Raw genomic sequence first — 18,449 nt, 5'->3', positions numbered from 1 at the left:
GAGCCCGGCGCATTCTACACAGCTTTCGCTGTTTTGCAATCCCTCTTTTTAAGTTAACTTCTTGTTTTCTAAGAAGTTTTCCGAGAGGTCGACGCCGGAAGAGGTGCGCATTATAGGCACCTCAGTTTTGCCGTCAAGGGTTTATTGCGGATTTATTGCAGTACCGGCTGATTTAGAGCGAATGAGCGGTAAACGCCTAGCTACCGCCGGAATACGCAGAACCATCAGGAACACGCCAATCAAGGCATACAGGCTCCACTCTTTGAGATCTGCGCGCACAACCCAGAGCATGTGCAGCAAGCCCAGCGCGAGGATGCCATATACAGCGCGATGCAACTTCTTCCAACGCCTGCCTAAACGGCGCTGGCTGTAGCGGTTAGAGGTAATCGCCAACACCAGCAAACCGAGAAAGCCCAGCGCCCCTACTATTATGTAAGGGCGCTTGCTTAGCTCTACCCCGAACTGCGCCCAGTCCAGCCCCAGAATGAACACGCTATACGCAGTGAGATGCAGCACCCCATAAGCAAAGCACCACAGCCCTAGTTGCCGGCGCACTGCAATCCAACCCGCCCAGCCTGTCAGCTTCTGCAGCGGCGTCATCGCCAGGGTGATAAACAGCAGAATCAAAACGCCCAAGCCCAGTCGATCCACCAAGGTCTTGCCCGGATCCGGGCCGAGCGCAAACAGCCAGGCCTGATAAAACCAATACAGCGGCACAGCTGCAATGACGACAAACACCAGAAAACGCCAAAGCGGATAACGCATCAGTAATTAACTCGCAGGTCCATGCCACTGTAGAGAGAGGCAACTTCATCGCCATAACCATTGAACATCAGGGTATCGCGAACATTCGGGCTAAACAGACCACTCGGCAAACGCCGTTCACGCGCTTGCGTCCAACGCGGATGGTCGACGCTCGGATTAACGTTGGCGTAGAAACCATACTCATCGGCGGCCAGTGATTGCCAGGTGGTTTTCGGCTGCTCTTCAACCAGGCTGATGCGCACAATCGACTTGATGCTTTTGAAGCCATACTTCCAGGGCACCACCAAACGTAATGGTGCGCCATTTTGATTGGGCAGCGTGCGCCCATACATACCGACCGCCAGAATCGCCAACGGATTCATCGCCTCATCAATACGCAGCCCTTCCACATAAGGCCAGTCGATAAGCCCGAAGCTGGATTTTTGCCCCGGCAGGTTCTCGCGGTCGACCAGTGTCTCAAACCGAACGAACTTGCCTTTGCTGGTTGGCGCGACTTGTTTGAGCAGCGCAGACAGCGGAATCCCCAGCCACGGCACCACCATCGACCACGCCTCTACGCAGCGCAACCGGTAAATGCGCTCTTCAAGTTGATGAGGTTGTATGAAGTCTTCGAGGTTATAACGACCGGGATTAGCCACTTCGCCATCGACCACTACGGTCCAGGGTTCGGTCTTTAGTGCAGCCGCATTGGCCTTTGGGTCGCCTTTATTGGCGCCAAGCTCATAGAAGTTGTTGTACTGGGTCGCATCGACATAAGGCGTGATGGTTTCGCCCTTGGCTACAACAGCCTGCCATTGCGTGCTCGAAAGCTTGTTCTGAAACCAGGCCGGCGCCTTTGCAGGCTCGACCCCAGCGTAACGGGCTGCATCTTCGGCACGCGCCAACACAGGCATAGCCGTAGCCGCCAGCCCGAGCATTGAGCCGCCAACAAACTTGCGCCGCGATAAGTAAATTGACTCGGGGGTGACGTCTGACTCTTTGCAAGCAGACGCAGGGGGAAGCTTGATCAGCATGAGGACTCCGCAGCTACCAGTAGTAAGACGAGTAGACCGCGGAGCCTGACAGAAATTACATCACTTGGCTGTTTTACGGCGACGCAATTGCAACAAATATTGCACCGGGCCAGAGAACGCATAAGCCAGGAAGATAATCAGCAAGATCCGCGGTGGGTCGCTGAAAACTACCGCGAACACCAGCACCACAGCAAGGATCGCCACAAACGGCACACGCCCCTTGAGGTCGAGATCTTTGAAGCTGTGATATTTGATGTTACTGACCATCAACATGCCAGCGGCCGCTACCAGTACAGCCAGCACAAAGGCCATGTTCGAGCCTTCAATACCGAAGTCACTGAATGCCCACACCGTTCCCGCCACCACACCGGCGGCTGCCGGACTGGCCAGACCGATGAAGTAGCGCTTATCGACGCTGCCGATTTGAGTGTTGAAGCGTGCCAGACGCAATGCAGCACCGGCGACATAGATGAATGCAACCATCCAGCCGACCTTACCCAAACTGCCCAACGCCCACTCGAACGCGATGATTGCCGGCGCCACGCCGAACGCGACCATGTCGGACAGCGAATCGTATTCAGCACCAAACGCGCTTTGCGTATTGGTCAGACGCGCGACGCGCCCATCCAGACTGTCGAGCACCATGGCCACGAAAATAGTCGCCGCCGCCACATAGAAGTTGCCGTTGATTGCATTGATGATGGCGTAAAAACCGGCAAACAGGTTGGCGGTGGTGAAGAGGTTCGGCAAAAGATAGATGCCGCGGTGACGGACCTTACGGCCCTCAGCATCGTGCCCTTCTTCAATGTGCTCATCGATTGGCAGCAGACTTTCCTCTTCAGGAGTAGGGCCTTGCTCTTCGGGACGCTCGTTCATGAACTGCACCTTGCAACGGATTAAGATATTCATTTGGCCTTGTCTGAAACAGCCAGACAACGCTTAAAGATCAAGCTTTATACCAGAAGTAGGCTACAGAACGAAAAAACGCGGCCATTGGCCGCGTTTTTCGCTGTCGCAAAAAGCCTTAGTTCTTGGCTTTGTCGACGATCTTGTTCGCTGCAATCCAAGGCATCATCGAACGCAGCTTCTCGCCAACAACTTCGATGCCGTGAGCAGCGTTGTTGCGACGGTAAGCAGTCATCGAAGGATAGTTGGCAGCGCCTTCCTGGATGAACATTTTGGCGTATTCGCCGTCCTGAATGCGCTTCAGAGCGTTACGCATAGCCTGACGCGATTCGGCGTTGATAACTTCCGGACCTGTAACGTATTCGCCGTACTCAGCGTTGTTAGAGATCGAGTAGTTCATGTTGGCGATACCGCCTTCGAACATCAGGTCAACGATCAACTTCAGCTCGTGCAAGCACTCGAAGTAAGCCATTTCTGGCGCGTAACCAGCTTCAACCAGAGTTTCGAAGCCCGCTTTAACCAGCTCAACGCAACCGCCACACAGAACAGCCTGCTCGCCGAACAGGTCGGTTTCAGTTTCGTCTTTGAAGGTGGTTTCGATGATACCGGTACGGCCACCGCCCACGCCCGAAGCGTAAGACAGTGCAACGTTTTTGGCGTTGCCCGAAGCATCCTGATAGATAGCGATCAGGTCAGGGATACCGCCGCCTTTGACGAACTCGGAACGCACGGTGTGGCCCGGCGCTTTCGGCGCGATCATGATCACGTCGAGGTCGCTGCGCGGAACAACCTGGTTGTAGTGAATCGCGAAGCCGTGGGAGAAAGCCAGGGTCGCGCCCTGCTTGATGTTCGGCTCAACTTCTTGCTTGTACAGCTGCGACTGGAACTCGTCCGGAGTCAGGATCATTACCAGATCAGCGCCGGCAACAGCAGTGGCAACGTCAGCAACTTTGAGGCCGTGGGCTTCAGCCTTGGCAACGGTAGCAGAGCCTTTACGCAGACCAACGGTCACGTCCGCACCCGAGTCTTTCAGGTTACACGCTTGAGCGTGGCCCTGAGAACCGTAACCGATGATGGCTACTTTCATGCCCTGGATGATGGAGAGGTCGCAGTCTTTGTCGTAATAAACTTTCATGTTCTTGGCTCTTCTAATCGAAAAAGGGGTGGGTGCAAGCACCGCTACGTGGCCAGTCTATGCGACCTCCCCCATTGCGTAAAATGATATATTTGCAACACAACATGCCGATATATGAAATACACATGAACAGCCATTCGCTTATTCTTTTCCTCTCCCTTGCGGACAACCTGCACTTCGGCAAAACCAGCCGCGAGCATCATGTCAGCCCGTCTGCTCTCAGCCGCAGTATCAAGCAGCTTGAAGACGAACTTGGCACTCAGTTGTTTCTCCGGGATAACCGCTCCGTTCGCCTCACCCGCGAGGGCCAGCAGTTTCGCGAGTACGCCACAGAGGTGATAAGCGGCTGGCAGACCATGCGCCAGTCGTTCAAACAGGATCAATTGATTCTGCAAGGTGAGCTTTCACTGTATTGCTCGGTCACGGCCAGCTACAGCTTTCTCTACGATATTTTGAGCAGCTTTCGCCAGGAATACCCGCGCATCGAAATGAAGCTGCACACCGGGGACGCGGCGAAAGCGGTTGAGCGTATCCAGGAAGGGCTCGAGGACATTGCCATCGGCGCGCGACCCGACAGCCTGCCAACGGGCGTGGCCTTTCAGCCGATTGCCCGCTCGGCGCTGCGCTTCATTGGCCCGCAATCGCCTCAGCTTTTAACTGAGGAGCAAGTTAAGCACCCGAGCGCAGCCAGTTGGCGTGATGTGCCGATGATTCTCTCGGAAGAAGGGCTGGCGCGAACACGAACCGATCGCTGGCTCAAAAATCACAGCATCAAGCCCCGGATTTACGCTCAGGTAAGCGGTAACGAGGCCATCGTCAGCATGGTCAGCCTGGGCTTTGGCATTGGCGTGGTCCCGCAAATTGTGCTCGACAACAGCCCGCTTAGCGCACGCATCCGCACCTACGATATTCAACCGCCCCTCACCGCTTACGACATCGGCCTGTTTGCCCTTGAAAAACACCTGAAAGAGCCGCTGATCAACGCGTTCTGGAATCGCCAGCATTAAATGGCAGGCAAAAAAACCCCCGCAAAATTTGCGGGGCTTCTTTAGTGCAGCGCAATCAGATGCTCAGAACCTTGTCGCCACGGGCGATACCGGTAACACCGCTGCGCACGGTTTCCAGAATCGAGGCGGTGCCTACGGCCTGAATGAAGCTGTCCAGCTTGTCGCTCGTGCCTGCCAACTGAATGGTGTAGACACTGCTGGTTACGTCGACGATCTGCCCGCGGAAGATATCCGTGGTGCGTTTGACTTCGGCGCGCTGAGCACCGGTAGCCTTGACCTTGACCAGCATCAGTTCACGCTCGATGTGAGCGCTCTCTGAAAGGTTAACCAGCTTGACCACCTCAACCAGCTTGTTGAGGTTTTTGGTGATCTGCTCGATCACCTCATCATGGCCAACCGTGGTCAACGTCAGACGCGACAAGGTCGGATCTTCGGTCGGCGCCACAGTCAGGCTTTCGATGTTGTAGTTACGCTGCGAGAACAGGCCAACCACACGGGACAAAGCGCCCGGTTCGTTTTCCAGTAACAGGGAAATAATGTGTCGCATGATTAGGTCCGCTCCGTCTTGCTCAGCCACATGTCGCGCATTGCACCGTCTTTGATTTGCATCGGATAGACGTGCTCACTGGTGTCGACCTGAATGTCGAGGAATACCAGGCGATCTTTCATGGCGAACGCCTTTTCCATCATCGGCTTCAGATCTTTCAGATCAGTGATGCGCATGCCGACATGGCCATAAGCCTCTGCCAGCTTGACGAAGTCAGGCAACGACTCCATGTAGGAGTGCGAGTGACGGCTGTTGTAATTCATGTCCTGCCACTGACGCACCATGCCCAGCGCGCCGTTGTTCAGGTTGACGATTTTCACCGGCAAACCGTACTGCAAGCAGGTCGACAGCTCCTGAATGTTCATCTGGATGCTGCCCTCACCCGTTACACAGGCGACGTCATCATCCGGGAAGCTCAGCTTAACGCCCATGGCCGCGGGGAAACCGAAGCCCATGGTGCCCAGACCGCCAGAGTTGATCCAGCGATTAGGCTTGTTGAAGCGATAGTACTGAGCCGCGAACATCTGATGCTGACCTACGTCGGAGGTCACAAATGCATCGCCGTGCGTTACTTCGCTGAGTGTCTCGATAACGGTTTGTGGCTTGATGATGCTGCCATCGCCCTTCTCGTAAGGGAACATGCCACGGCTGCCGCGCCACTCTTCGATCTGCTTCCACCAGCTGGCCAGCGCCTCTTTGCTCGGGGTTTCACCGATTTCCTTGAGGATCGCGACCATTTCGGTCAGCACGCTTTCAACCGGGCCAACAATAGGCACGTCGGCCTTGATTGTCTTGGAGATAGACGCCGGATCGATGTCGACGTGGATGATTTTTGCGTTCGGGCAGAACTTGGCCGCGCCGTTGATAACACGGTCATCAAAGCGTGCGCCAACCGCAAAGATCACGTCCGCGTGGTGCATGGCCAGGTTAGCGGTGTAGCTGCCGTGCATACCGAGCATGCCAAGGAACTGGCGATCGGTACCTGGGTAGCCGCCCAAACCCATCAGGGTATTGGTGACCGGGGTGTTGAGCATTTGCGCCAGCTCGGTGAGCGGAGCAGATGCGCCACCCATGATCACGCCGCCGCCGCTGTAGATGACCGGGCGTTTTGCCGCGATGAGCATCTCAGCCGCTTTGCGAATCTGCCCGGAGTGACCGCGCAGCGCCGGGCTGTACGAACGCAGCTTGGCTTTCTTCGGATAAACGTATTCGAACTTCTCAGCCGGGTTGGTCATATCTTTCGGGATATCGACAACCACAGGGCCAGGACGACCGGACTCAGCCAGGTAGAAGGCTTTTTTCATCACTTCCGGAATTTCCGAGGCGTGCTTGATCATGAAGCTGTGCTTCACGATTGGCCGCGAAATACCGATCATGTCGGTTTCCTGGAACGCGTCGGTGCCGACCATGTTGCTAGGAACCTGACCCGACAGAACTACCATCGGAATGGAGTCCATGTAGGCAGTAGCAATACCGGTAATGGCGTTGGTTGCACCCGGGCCGGAAGTCACCAGCACCACGCCGGCTTTACCGGTCGCGCGTGCATAGCCATCAGCCATGTGGGTAGCCGCCTGCTCATGGCGAACCAGAATATGGTTCACTTCAGGTTCTTTGAACAGGGCATCATAAATGTGCAGTAAGGCACCGCCTGGGTACCCATAGATGTTCTTAACGCCTTCGTCACGCAAAAAGCGGACGACCATTTCAGCGCCGGATAAAAGCTCCACGTTGTTCACCTCTAAAACGCCAGAAACCGCCAAGGAAGAAGGCGGTTTGAAATAGGTTTACTGCCAAGCAGAGCATGAGCGACGGTGGTCGCCGACTACGTCAGCTACTACTGAGCAAGTATTGGGAACGCCCCAAAGTGTTGCGGGGTTTTCCCACCCAGCGCGAGGTAACGCGTTGCGGGTGTAACAAGTCGGCGCGGGTGTGCACCTCATCTCTACTGAGCTAAAGCCTGCTTGCGGCGGACTCCACTACAGCGAGCGTGGGATTGTTCGGGATTAGAGCGCTGCAAGTCAAGTAATCCGTGACAGAATATACAAACTTCTGTTGTGACATAGCGCAGCATGGGCAACTACAGATTACGGTTATAGTTATTCCAAGCTCTGACAGTTCGAATTAAGGATTCAACATGCGCCACGTATTTTTAACCAGCACCCTGCTGCTCATCATGAGCACTTCGGCGATGGCCAGCCAGGTTTACAAGTGGGTCGATGCGCAGGGTATGACGCATTTCGGGGCGCAACCGCCAGCCGGGCAGCAGGCGACGACAATCGACACCAACACCCCGGCCAGCGCGCCGGTGCAGGCACCAGAAAAGCCAGAGGTGCCGACGTTCGACAGCATCGCCAACCCGGAACAGGCCGAGATCGACAAGAAGGTCAAAGCTGAAGTGGCCGCCAAAGCCGCCGAGCGCAAGCAGTACTGCACCGAAGTGCGTACCAGCCTGGCTCAACTCGAGAATAACCCACGTCTGCGGGCTGAGATCGACGGAGAAGTACGCCGTTTGGGCGAAGATGAGCGCCAGCAGCGTATCGCCGAGGCCAAGAAGGCCATCAGCGAAAACTGCAATTAAGCGGACTCAGGGTCAGTTGGCGTCGCTGATCAGCTGATCAAACTCGCCGAGCAACTTGAGAAGACCACGGGTTTGCGGATTGCTCTCTCCGTAAACCTGTTCAGCCATCGGCTGAATTCCTGACGCGCTAGGCAAAGCGGCGCCCGCCTCGATAATCATCTTCATGCGCGGCACGAATATCCACTGCAGCCATTGCTCGAATGGCATGCTGTCGACGCAAAACGGCGTAACACTGGCCATGGCCTCAGCGCTGGGCGGCTCGACCGACCAGAGCTGCTGAACCCGCATTTCGCGCTCAATGAGCAACAAGCACTCGGCAACCTCGGCTATTTGCACGGCCATCAGAGATTAACCTTGGCCCGCTCACGTGCCTGCGCTGCACCTGCCGCATCGCCCTGCATCTGCCGGGACTGCGCGATCAAATCCCACAAACTGGCCTGCAACGCCGGACGTCCACTGGCATAGCTGAGGCCACGACGGGCAAATTGCTCAGCCTGCGCAGCGTCACCCTGAGCCAGACGCACCTGAGCCAGGTTGTATAGAACCTGCGGCTCACGCGGAGCAATGCGTTGGGCACGCTCAAGGCTCGATGCCGCGCCATTCAAGTCACCGCCTGCCTGCTGCTGTTGAGCAGTGGTCAGCAGCGCCAGAACCGGGCCGTCCAACTGTTCATCTGCGGCCAGGCCACCTGCGCTCTGCGTCGAGCTGCTGATGCTTGGCGCACTGCTGGTCGACGGCGTGTTATCGCCCTGAGTCGAGTTCATCTGAATCGGCTCGGATTGTATTGGCTGGCTGCTGATCGGCGCGGATGAGGTATCCAGCGGCATTGAGCCGCCCACGCCGCCCGGCACCATGACCACAACGCCAGAATCTTCAGGGATCGCCTGAGCCTGAGCTTGCGCCTGAGAACCTTGCTGGCCATTGGACGAGCCATAGACCTTGACGTTATCCATCCGGTTGGCCGAGGCCGAAGTACCGGAATCAACCACCGGGATCGACCCGCGCGGTACGCTGGAGCAACCCGCCAAAACCAGGGACGCTGTAAAAGCCGGTATCAACCACTTAGTCACATCAAACCCTCTTTAATTATTCTATCCAGCCACGAACCCAATCCATAACAGAGTCCACCGGCGCTTGAATTCCGCACGCAGAACCGGCTACTGGCTCACTGCCACGAATATACGGCATCTGCACCGCACCCGGGCAACTCGAATCGGAACCCTGTCCCGTCTTCGGATCAACCCATGCCTGCACCACGTTATCCGGTTGCGGCATATCCAGCGGCAGCGGGTCGGCCTTGGCCATAAAGCTGGTCCACACCTGCAATGCACCCGTTGCGCCGGTCAGCGGCGTTGGGCCGTTATCGTCACGTCCCAACCAGACGACCGCGAGCAGATCTTGGCCAAAACCTGCAAACCAGCTGTCTCGCGAGTCGTTACTGGTACCGGTCTTGCCAGCCAGATTCAACGAGCGCGGCAACTGGTTGTAAACCGAACGCCCGGTGCCTTCGCGCATCACTCGCTGCATGGCATTTTGCAGCAGGTAGATTGCACCCGGATCGAAGCGCTGCTGAATCTTGTAGGGATAGCGCTTCAACGGCTCGCCTTCTGCGGTCAACACGCTGCGAATCCCGCGCAACGGCGTATTGAAACCTCCGTTGGCCAAGGTTGAATACATATCCGCCACTTCCATCGGGCTCAGGCTACCGGCACCCAACAACATCGACGGATAAGCCGGCCATTCGCGCTGCATACCCAGCCTCTGCAAGGTTTTCAGTACATTCGGTACGCCAACCTGCAAGCCCAGCTTGGCAGTCGACAGGTTGTAAGAGTTGACCAGCCCCTGGTACAGATAGATCCGTCCATGCGACTTACGGTCGTAGTTTTGCGGGCTCCATACCTGGCCGTCCTGCCCTTTAACCGAGAAGGCTTTATCTTCCATCATGGTCGTCAGGGTGTATTCGCTCGGACGCTCCAGCGCCGTGAGGTAAACCGCAGGTTTAACCAGCGAGCCGATCGGACGCACCGCATCCAACGCGCGGTTGAAGCCTGCATAACCCGGCTGACGGCTGCCAATGAGCGCCTGCACTTCACCGGTTTCCGGATTGGTGACGACCATACCGGCCTCAACCTGATCCACACCTTTACGCCCGGACAGACGCTTGAGCGTGCCGGTGAGCGACTCTTCGGCCTTGATCTGCATGATCGGGTCGAAGCTGGTGAAGATACGCAGCCCTTCCTCGGTCAAGTCAGCCTCTTTGTAGTCTTCGCGCAATTGGCGTTTGACCAGATCGAGGAATGCCGGGAATGAACTGTTGGCCATGCTGCCTTTGCTGGTCACGCCCAATGGACGCGCCTTGGCCGCCGTTGCTTCCTCGACAGAAACCACGCCCTGCTCGGCCAGCATGTCGAGAATCAGGTTACGCCGAACCGTTGCACGCTCAGGATGGCGGCGTGGGTTGTAATACGTCGGACCCTTGACCATGCCTACCAACAGCGCCATCTGATCAAGCTTAAGCTCGGCAATTGGCTGGCTGAAAAAGTACTGGCTGGCCAGACCGAAACCGTGGATCGCACGGTTGCCGTCCTGCCCAAGGAACACTTCGTTGAAGTACGCCTCAAGAATTTCGTTCTTGTCGTAATGCAGTTCCAGCAACAGCGCCATCATCGCTTCGGTGGCTTTACGCGTCAGACTGCGCTCGTTGGTCAGGTAGAAATTTTTCACCAACTGCTGAGTCAGCGTACTGCCGCCCTGGCGCAATGCACCTGACGAGGCGTTCACCCAAACGGCGCGGGCGATCGACTTGGGCGACACACCGTGATGCTCAAAGAAGTCGCGGTCTTCAACTGCGACCAGTGTCTGGATCAGCGTAGGCGGCACTTGGTCCAGCTTGACCAGCACCCGGTCTTCCTGATGCGCCGGATACAGGCCGCCAATCAGCAAGGGTTCCAAGCGTGCAACCGAGAGTTTGCCACCGCCGACCTGGCTCAGACCGGCAACATAATCGCCCGAGAAACGCACATTGACCTTCTGCGAAGGCTCGGCACTTTCGTAAAACTGGAAACCACGGGAATACAGATTGATGCTGTTGCCGTTAACCGACACAGCGCCGGGGCCGGATACGCTGTTCTCGCGCCGGTAGCCCAAGGCATCCAGCTCTTTGAGGAAGTCGTTTTTCGACAGTTTTTCACCGACGAACAACTCCAGCGGCCGGGCATAAACCTTGGCCGGCACAGTCCAGCGCTTGCCGGAGAATTTCTCCTGAACAACCGCATCGAGATAAACCGCAAAACCGGCAAAGACTACCAGCCCAACCAGACCAAGCTTTACAGCCCAGCCAAGCCAGGGGCGCGAGCCACGGGTTTTACGGCGTTTAGAACGGGTACGGGGGGATTTAGGTCGAGTCATGGCGCGGCATTATACGCACTTTGTTGCACACAAGCAGGCACCGCTGAGTAGTTTGCAGCGCCGTCCGTAGCGGCCATAATGAGCCACTACTTTATGAATTCACGCCAAGGATCAACCGTGAGCCAAGCCCTGATTGCAGCCCTGCAGAACCCTGCTATTTTTCCCCATCCGGTGGAGGCCTTCGAGGTCGTCGAGACTCATATTTCTTGGGTAATTCTGACGGGCGAATACGCCTACAAGATCAAGAAAGCGGTCAACTTCGGTTTCCTCGACTTCACCGAACTCAGCGCCCGCGAACACTTCTGCAACGAAGAGCTGCGCCTGAATCAGCGTCTGGCCAAAGACCTTTACCTGCAAGTGCTGCCGATTACCGGTAGCGTCGAGGCCCCGCAGTTGAACGGCGAAGGCGAGCCCATCGAATACGTGCTGCAAATGCGCCAATTCCCGCAAAGCCAACTGCTCGGCGAGTTGCAGGCACGCGGCGAGCTGGGCACAGAGCACATCGACGCCTTGGCGAAAATCATCGCAGACTTCCACCTCAGCGCCCCGCGCGTGCCGCAAGAGCATGAACTGGGTACAGCAGAAGCGGCGATGGCGCCGGTGATGCAGAACTTCGAGCAAGCCCGCGCGATGCTCACCGACAAAGCTGATCTTGAGCAGCTTGATGCATTGCAGGCCTGGGCCGAAAGCAGTTATGAGCGCCTCAAGCCTCTGCTCGCCTCACGCAAAGCTGACGGCTTTATCCGTGAATGCCACGGGGATGTGCATCTTGGCAATGCCACCGTATTCAATGGCCAGGTCACGTTGTTTGACTGCATTGAGTTCAACGAGCCGTTCCGCCTGACCGACATCACCGCTGATGCCGCCTTTTTGGCCATGGACCTTGAAGACCGTGGTCTCAAGTGCCTGGCGCGACGTTTCGTCAACGGCTGGCTTGAGCACACGGGCGATTACGCCGCGCTGGAGTTGATGAATTTCTACAAGGCATATCGCGCGATGGTGCGTGGCAAGGTCAGTTTGTTCCGTCTGGGTCAGGAGCAAAGCGCAGTTGAACGCGCCGTGATCCTGCGCCAGTACCGCCGTTATGCCGCCTTAGCCGAGAGCTACAGCGCTATTCCGTCGCGTTTCATGGCTATCACGCATGGCGTGTCTGCGGTGGGGAAAAGTCAGGTCGCCATGCGTTTGGTTGAAGCAATGGGCGCCATTCGCCTGCGCTCGGATGTCGAACGCAAGCGCCTGTTCGGTGAGCAGCAGGCTGACGGCAACGCATTGGACAGCGGCATTTACACCGCCGACGCCTCTGCAGCTACTTATGCACATTTGCACAAACTGGCCAGCGCCGCGCTGCATGCCGGCTACCCGGTTGTGGTCGATGCGACTTATCTCAAGCAAGCGCAGCGCCAAGCGGCTTGCAGTGTTGCCGAGGAAACCGGCGTGCCGTTCCTGATTCTCGACTGCCAGGCTCCGGAGCAAGTAATTGCCGGCTGGCTCGCACAGCGCCAAGCTGAAGGACAGGACCCATCCGACGCCACACTGGAAGTCGTGCAGGCGCAGCAAGCCAACCGAGAAGCCTTGACCGAAGAAGAGCGCGTTCACAGCAAGCTGGTTGAAACCAACAGCAGCGCTAGCCTCGATGGGCTGGTGGCCCGCATCCGCCAACGCCTGCCCGGCCTCTGATTCAATCGCACTTTAGCGCCGGGGGCAGAATCTGCCCCGGCGCTCCCCTCCTCAGATCAAGCCCCTCCAAGCCAACTTTGGCAACATCTCGACCGCCTCTAAAAATCCTGCCTCAAGCAGCTCTTTGCCAGTTTCACGCTGCCCCCAGCCTTTCGGTGAGAGCCGGCAATAGCAAAAAGCCACACCTGCGCGATTGGCCGCTACACTTAATGGGTAAGCACCGTTCCTCTTCCCCAACACGTACGCTTGGCGACGCACGGAGGCGCAATGAACGATGAATTGCAGCAGATGAAAAATCTCGGCAAGACCTCAGCACAATGGCTGCATGCCTCGGGAATTCACAGTGCCAACGATTTACGCCGGCTTGGCGCCGTCAGCGCTTACCGGGCGGTGCGTGCACGCGGTTTTCGCGCCTCGAAAGTGTTGCTCTATGCAATTGAAGGCGCACTCCTTGATGTGCACTGGAGTCAACTACCTCCGACGCTAAAAGCCGAGCTGAGCGGACAGTTGGACGACCCTGTGACCCGCAATAAGAGCTAGCTCACAACCTCCGGCGTGAGAGATTTACCTGCTGACTGTGGACGCCTATCGTTTTGCTCAAGTCAGGGCATTCGTCCGCCAGCCAGCCAAGGAATTGCACTCATGTACCTACTCGGTGAACAACCGATCTACGCCGAACAACTCATCAGGAAGTTGCAGCAGATTCCCACCCAGTTGCTTGCGGGTCTCAATGCAAGCGGCCCATCAATAGCGCTGGAGCGCAGCGACGACCTCCTGCAAGAACTACCGGGCTCTCAGTTGTACCTGATTGAGCGCGGTCTGTTACACGCCGCTGTCGATCAACACCCGCTGTTCTACTTACAGCAAGGAGATCTGATCGGCCTGCGCCAGAACATCGAGTTCCCGCCGACCCATTACAGCAGCGACGACCCACTGACATTGCGCCCTTATTCGCGAAGCGATGTGCTCAAGCATATTCACGCCGACGAACAGCGTCAGGAGTTATTCCTGCAATACCTGATCGGCCACACCGTTTTACTCTGCGAGGCGCTGGCATGCCTCAAGCAGCCAGAAATCCGCACGGCCACTGGCTTTCTCAACTTTGCTGCAGGTGAAGAATTACTGCATCAGGGCGATGATGCTGACGACGTGTTCATCATCATCGAAGGCCAGGCCGACGCCTATGTCGACGGGCACAAGGTTGGCGATGTCAAAAAAGATGAAATCTTTGGCGCCATGGCCGTGTTCACCGAGGAAAAACGCAGCGCGACGATTACGGCCGTCGAGCCTTGCACGGTGATGGTCATCCCCAAGGATCAGTTCATCAGCCTGATGCATAACAATCCGCGCATCGCCCACAGTCTGGTCGAGAGCATGGCCCGGCGCATTGACCTGCTGAACAAGGAAATCACCCAGTTGCGCGCCGCGGCGCTCAAGTAAAACACGCGCTGAAATACAGCCCAAAAACTTAATTGAGAATAAATCGCATTAGACTGTTGACACGCAAATGATAATTGTTATTATTAACTCAACTGGTCGCGAGATCAGCTGATAAGCTCAAGAGACCTTCAGTCGGACTCTTCAGATTATCTCCTCATCAGGCTAATCACGGTTTTTGACCCGGCACTTTGCCGGGTCTTTTTTTGCCTGCGATTTATCCACCCCGCAATCGCTTCGGTATCTGAGTTGTCGAAGGTGTGGCGCAACCCGCGAGCGCGCAAGTCACGTTAGGGCGGCAAGACGCTTCTGCGTGCAAGCTGTGCTAATGAGATCGGAATGGGTAGCTGATTGCGCAGAGTTGCTATGAAGTGCTGCAACCCCACGACGAATTGCTCGCCGTGGGGGCTAGGTTATGGCTTACGCAGTTTCGCGCAATGGTCCTGCTCTGGCGTGGCGGCGGTGTACCAGACAAAGTCGGACTGCTGAGCGGTCACCGTGCGCCCTACTTCTGCCAACGTCAGCACACGGGTCTGCGCGCTGTCGCCAAGGTCTTGCAGATGCAGCGGCACACCCAGGTCACGGCGCACGTGAAAGGCCCCGGCAAACAGGATGCTGGGCTGTGGTGCGGCTTTAATCTGCTCGGCCATGCGCCGGTCACGCTGCTGCTGAATGGCTAACATCGGCGGCATTTGCGATTCTGGCAGCAGCCCGCAATGCGATTCACGAATGTCATCCTGCAGCGCTGTGCGCACGCTGGCAGCGGTAGAAGCTGAGCCAACCAACGGCGGAGGCTGGCGATACACCGCCATGATTTCTTCACGATCGAGGTTAGCTGCCAATAACGGATACGGCTGCGTCAAGGCATAGCGCACGATCGGCCCGTAGTAGCTCCAGTCCCAGCCCTCCTTCCAGCTCAACTCCTTGGCTAAATCTGCCGGTGGCTGCTTGGTTTGAGTCGCAGCGCGGCTGCTGTCCACAGCCCCCTGCTGGCTTGGGGTAAGCATTTCCAGCAACAGGCTGCCAGTTGGCCGGTACTGAGCCAGGGCTTTGAGCAACCATAGCTGCAAGGCGTGATGATCAGGATTATCGTGCTGCTCGCCAACCAGTACATGCCCGGCCGTTGCCAGCTCATCAACCAGTTGTTGAGGGCTGATCTGCTGACCACTGCGCAGATCAATAATCACTCCGAGCTGAGCATGCTCGCGCCCTTGCGGGCTCTGCCAGTCAGGAACCGCAGGGACTGTTGGGCGCATGGACTGACAACCCGCCAAGAACAGCAAAAGTAACGTGATAGCTATACGCATGCGAACTCCTTAGCGAGCAATAATCAGCGGATGGCCGCGCTCTGGGTGCTTGTGCACCAGCACTTCGAGCCCGAATACAGATTGCAGCAAGTCGGCCTGCAGCACCTCTTCAGGTTTGCCCAAAGCACGCGGCACGCCGCGTTCAAGCAACAGTAAGCGATCGCAATAGCGCGCAGCCAGATTCAGGTCATGCAGAATCACCATCACGGCTGCACCTTGCTCAGCAAACCTGCGGGTGGCTTGCAAGGTAACGTGTTGGTGCAAGGGATCTAGCATCGAGGTCGGCTCGTCCAGTAATAACGTCTGGCCTATTCCACCAGGCCAAAGTTGCGCCAACACCCGCGCCAGATGGACCCGCTGACGCTCGCCTCCCGACAGCGCCAGATAACTGCGCCCGAGTAAATGTTGCGCATCTGCCGCAGCCAGTGCCTGGCCGATGATTTGCTGATCGCGTTCACGCCCGGTGGCATGCGGTAAACGCCCCATGCCGATAACTTCTTCGACCTTGAAAGCAAAATTGAGCGTGGACGATTGCGGCAATACGGCCAAACGCTGCGCTCGCTCTACACCTTGCCAGTCGCTTAACTCGCGCTGGTCGAGCTTCACCGAACCGGCTGAAACCGCCAGCTCACCGCAAAGCGCTGCGAGCAATGTACTTTTGCCCGCGCCATTTGGCCCAAGCACGCCCAGCACTTGGCCAGGCACCAGCTCAAGGCTGACCTGCTCAAGCACGCGGGTATCACCGCGCTGCACATTTATTGAGTCTGCGCGTAGCATCAGGCACGCCCCCGCAACAACAGGTAAATAAAGAACGGAGCACCAATCAGCGCGGTGACAATCCCAATCGGCAATTCAGCCGGGGCCAACAGCAGGCGTGCGATCAGGTCGGCAAACAGCAGCAAACTGGCGCCCGCCAACGCCGAGGCTGGCAGCAACACGCGATGATCCGGCCCGACCAGCAAGCGCACCAAGTGCGGAACCACCAAGCCGATAAAGCCGATCATCCCCGCTGCAGCTACCGCCGCGCCCACGCCGAGAGCAGTACAGAACACCAGCTCACGCTTGACCCGCTCAACCGGAAACCCCAGATGCCGCGCTTCCGACTCACCCAGTAACAGCGCATTCAGCGCTTTAGCCCGACGTGGCAACCATAAGGCCACCGCAAAAGTGACCAACAGCAACGGCCAGAGTCGTGCGTAACTGGCGCCATTGAGGCTGCCCAAGTTCCAGAAGGTCAGCGTACGCAGGGTCGCATCATCAGCCAGATAGGTGAGCAAACCAATCACCGCACCCGCCAATGCTGTGAGCGCGATGCCCGCCAAAAGCATGGTCGCCACACTGGTTTGGCCGTCACGTCTGCCGAGCCGGTAAACCAGCGCAGTGACGCCCAGCCCGCCGGCGAAGGCAAACACTGAAAGCAAATACGGCGCGAACGCTTCGGGAATACCGCCGAACAAGCTGCCGCCGACTATCGCTATGGCCGCACCGAGTGCCGCGCCGCTGGAAACTCCTATTAAACCGGGGTCGGCCAACGGATTACGAAACAGCCCTTGCATGGCCACGCCGCACAACGCCAATACCGCGCCCACCGATAATCCGAGCAGCGTCCGCGGCATACGAATCTGGCCAATAATCAATTGCGCCTGCTCTAGCGTGTCGTCGCCTACCGGTACGCCAACCAGCCGTAACAGCGCTTGCAAGCTGTCTAGCAGGTGCAAGCTGACTGGCCCCAGTGCGAGGGACAAGAAGAATGCGAGTGCTAGCAATACGCCCAGTGCGATGAACAGTGAGCGCGGTCGAAGGACTGGATTCATAAGTTGGCGTGGGCTTCAACAAGCAAAGGTTGGCTGGCAGGATAAAAGGCTGCAGACAAGGCCGCCAGCCCTTCCGGCAAACGCGGCCCCAGCCCACCGACTAACAGCGTCGGGTCCAGCACCACAATACGCCCGGCCTTTGCCGCGCGAGTGGCCGCTAGCGCCGGGTTACTTTTCAGCAACGCTTGCTTGGCCTCATCACCGCGCAGGCGCCGGTCTGCCACGATCAAGACCTCAGGGTCGAGCGCCAGCAAGGCCTCATTGGATATACCTTTATAGCTGGCGTGAGTCGCTACGTTGTGACCACCCGCCTGCTCGATCAGCCAATTCGCACCGGTATCAACACCAGCCGCCATTGGATTACCGCCAGCATTACCCAGCAGCAACAATACCCGTGGGGCCGCCTGCTTGCTTTGCGCGGCGCTCACCCATTGTGCCTGGCGATGTAACTGTTGCTGGTAGTGCGCAAACACTTGCTGCGCCTTGGCTTCATCGCCCAGCAAACTGCCAAGGCGCTGCAAATTACGCTCAAGTACGGTTACATCCGACTTGGCGGACAAGGTTTCGATGCGCACCCCTGCCGCACTCAGTTGCTCAAGCACCGGCGGCGGGCCCATCTCTTCCGTGCCGACCAGCACGTCGGCATTGAGCGACAAGATACCTTCAGCAGACAGCTGACGCTGATAACCCACGCTCGGTAATTTGGTCACTGTTGCAGGGTGCTGACTGGTGGTGTCGACGCCAACCAGCTTGCTCTCACCGCCCAACACCACAACCCACTCGGTTAACGAGCCGCCGGCGCTGAGCCAGCGTTGCGGCAAGGTTTCAGCGCCGAACGCGGCGGCCGGCATGATC

General features: G+C 57.3%; 18 protein-coding genes. 5 read left to right on the top strand and 13 right to left on the bottom strand.

Annotated elements, in window-relative coordinates:
* Positions 1-141: 141 nt before the first annotated feature.
* The 4 genes from msrQ to ilvC all read right to left on the bottom strand — a co-directional run bounded on the left by msrQ (position 142) and on the right by ilvC (position 3,819).
* Positions 142-765, bottom strand: a complete 624-nt coding sequence (gene msrQ, locus FEZ62_RS07245) for a protein-methionine-sulfoxide reductase heme-binding subunit MsrQ (RefSeq protein WP_172927265.1) — start codon at positions 763-765, stop codon at positions 142-144.
* A complete protein-coding gene (gene msrP, locus FEZ62_RS07240; protein ID WP_172927264.1) occupies positions 765-1,778 on the bottom strand; it encodes a protein-methionine-sulfoxide reductase catalytic subunit MsrP in 1,014 nt (337 codons plus the stop codon). Before msrP ends, msrQ begins: the two co-directional genes overlap by 1 nt.
* 60 nt (positions 1,779-1,838) lie before the next feature.
* Positions 1,839-2,654: a CDP-diacylglycerol--serine O-phosphatidyltransferase gene (pssA, locus tag FEZ62_RS07235; protein WP_069897916.1), complete on the bottom strand. Its 816-nt coding sequence runs from the start codon at positions 2,652-2,654 to the stop codon at positions 1,839-1,841.
* Positions 2,655-2,802: 148 nt separating this feature from the next.
* The gene (gene ilvC, locus FEZ62_RS07230) at positions 2,803-3,819 is read right to left on the bottom strand and encodes a ketol-acid reductoisomerase (RefSeq protein ID WP_069897917.1); all 1,017 of its coding nucleotides are present in this window, start codon (positions 3,817-3,819) and stop codon (positions 2,803-2,805) included.
* A 125-nt stretch (positions 3,820-3,944) separates the two neighbouring features.
* Here ilvC and ilvY point away from each other — a divergent pair, with 125 nt between their 5' ends.
* Positions 3,945-4,826 carry an HTH-type transcriptional activator IlvY gene (gene ilvY, locus FEZ62_RS07225; RefSeq protein WP_090515490.1) on the top strand — a complete coding sequence of 294 codons (882 nt, stop codon included), beginning with the start codon at positions 3,945-3,947 and terminating at the stop codon, positions 4,824-4,826.
* Between the two features lie 55 nt (positions 4,827-4,881).
* On the opposite strand, the gene ilvN is transcribed toward ilvY, so the two are convergent.
* Both ilvN and FEZ62_RS07215 read right to left on the bottom strand, forming a co-directional pair.
* On the bottom strand, positions 4,882-5,373 hold the full coding sequence (ilvN, locus tag FEZ62_RS07220; RefSeq protein ID WP_069897919.1) for an acetolactate synthase small subunit: 492 nt from the start codon (positions 5,371-5,373) through the stop codon (positions 4,882-4,884).
* Positions 5,374-5,375: 2 nt separating this feature from the next.
* Positions 5,376-7,100, bottom strand: coding sequence for an acetolactate synthase 3 large subunit (locus FEZ62_RS07215; protein WP_069898531.1), 1,725 nt, complete (start codon positions 7,098-7,100; stop codon positions 5,376-5,378).
* Between the two features lie 407 nt (positions 7,101-7,507).
* Between FEZ62_RS07215 and FEZ62_RS07210 the strand changes: the two genes are divergently transcribed.
* Positions 7,508-7,951: a DUF4124 domain-containing protein gene (locus tag FEZ62_RS07210; protein ID WP_172927263.1), complete on the top strand. Its 444-nt coding sequence runs from the start codon at positions 7,508-7,510 to the stop codon at positions 7,949-7,951.
* Between the two features lie 12 nt (positions 7,952-7,963).
* Here the strand turns inward: FEZ62_RS07210 and FEZ62_RS07205 are convergent, their stop codons facing one another.
* Genes FEZ62_RS07205 through mrcB form a run of 3 tightly spaced genes read right to left on the bottom strand, consistent with a single transcriptional unit; the run spans position 7,964 to position 11,359 of the window.
* A complete protein-coding gene (locus FEZ62_RS07205; RefSeq protein WP_150547575.1) occupies positions 7,964-8,293 on the bottom strand; it encodes a YqcC family protein in 330 nt (109 codons plus the stop codon).
* On the bottom strand, positions 8,293-9,021 hold the full coding sequence (locus FEZ62_RS07200) for a tetratricopeptide repeat protein (RefSeq protein ID WP_090515496.1): 729 nt from the start codon (positions 9,019-9,021) through the stop codon (positions 8,293-8,295). The genes FEZ62_RS07205 and FEZ62_RS07200 overlap by 1 nt, the downstream gene beginning before the upstream one ends.
* A gap of 16 nt (positions 9,022-9,037) precedes the next feature.
* Positions 9,038-11,359, bottom strand: a complete 2,322-nt coding sequence (gene mrcB / locus FEZ62_RS07195; RefSeq protein WP_172927262.1) for a penicillin-binding protein 1B — start codon at positions 11,357-11,359, stop codon at positions 9,038-9,040.
* 117 nt (positions 11,360-11,476) lie between these two features.
* Between mrcB and FEZ62_RS07190 the strand changes: the two genes are divergently transcribed.
* The 3 genes from FEZ62_RS07190 to FEZ62_RS07180 all read left to right on the top strand — a co-directional run bounded on the left by FEZ62_RS07190 (position 11,477) and on the right by FEZ62_RS07180 (position 14,476).
* A complete protein-coding gene (locus FEZ62_RS07190) occupies positions 11,477-13,036 on the top strand; it encodes a bifunctional aminoglycoside phosphotransferase/ATP-binding protein (protein ID WP_150547577.1) in 1,560 nt (519 codons plus the stop codon).
* 267 nt (positions 13,037-13,303) lie between these two features.
* Complete coding sequence (locus FEZ62_RS07185) at positions 13,304-13,576, top strand: TfoX/Sxy family protein (protein WP_069897924.1); 273 nt, start codon at positions 13,304-13,306, stop codon at positions 13,574-13,576.
* A gap of 102 nt (positions 13,577-13,678) precedes the next feature.
* Entirely contained in the window at positions 13,679-14,476 is a 798-nt protein-coding gene (locus FEZ62_RS07180) for a cyclic nucleotide-binding domain-containing protein (protein ID WP_172927261.1), read from the top strand.
* A gap of 410 nt (positions 14,477-14,886) precedes the next feature.
* On the opposite strand, the gene FEZ62_RS07175 is transcribed toward FEZ62_RS07180, so the two are convergent.
* The 4 genes from FEZ62_RS07175 to FEZ62_RS07160 are packed head-to-tail and all read right to left on the bottom strand — an operon-like array spanning position 14,887 to position 18,445.
* Positions 14,887-15,780 (bottom strand): ChaN family lipoprotein, encoded by an 894-nt coding sequence (locus tag FEZ62_RS07175; protein ID WP_172927260.1) that lies wholly within the window; start codon positions 15,778-15,780, stop codon positions 14,887-14,889.
* Between the two features lie 9 nt (positions 15,781-15,789).
* On the bottom strand, positions 15,790-16,557 hold the full coding sequence (locus tag FEZ62_RS07170) for a heme ABC transporter ATP-binding protein (protein WP_172927259.1): 768 nt from the start codon (positions 16,555-16,557) through the stop codon (positions 15,790-15,792).
* Complete coding sequence (locus tag FEZ62_RS07165; RefSeq protein ID WP_172927258.1) at positions 16,557-17,594, bottom strand: iron chelate uptake ABC transporter family permease subunit; 1,038 nt, start codon at positions 17,592-17,594, stop codon at positions 16,557-16,559. Before FEZ62_RS07165 ends, FEZ62_RS07170 begins: the two co-directional genes overlap by 1 nt.
* Positions 17,591-18,445, bottom strand: coding sequence for an ABC transporter substrate-binding protein (locus tag FEZ62_RS07160; protein ID WP_242454914.1), 855 nt, complete (start codon positions 18,443-18,445; stop codon positions 17,591-17,593). The genes FEZ62_RS07165 and FEZ62_RS07160 overlap by 4 nt, the downstream gene beginning before the upstream one ends.
* Positions 18,446-18,449 lie beyond the last annotated feature (4 nt).

This window comes from Pseudomonas sp. MS19 (assembly GCF_013277615.1).
Taxonomy (GTDB): domain Bacteria; phylum Pseudomonadota; class Gammaproteobacteria; order Pseudomonadales; family Pseudomonadaceae; genus Aquipseudomonas; species Aquipseudomonas marincola.
Note: the sequence above shows the minus strand (reverse complement) of the source record. Positions and strands in the feature narration are given on the sequence as shown.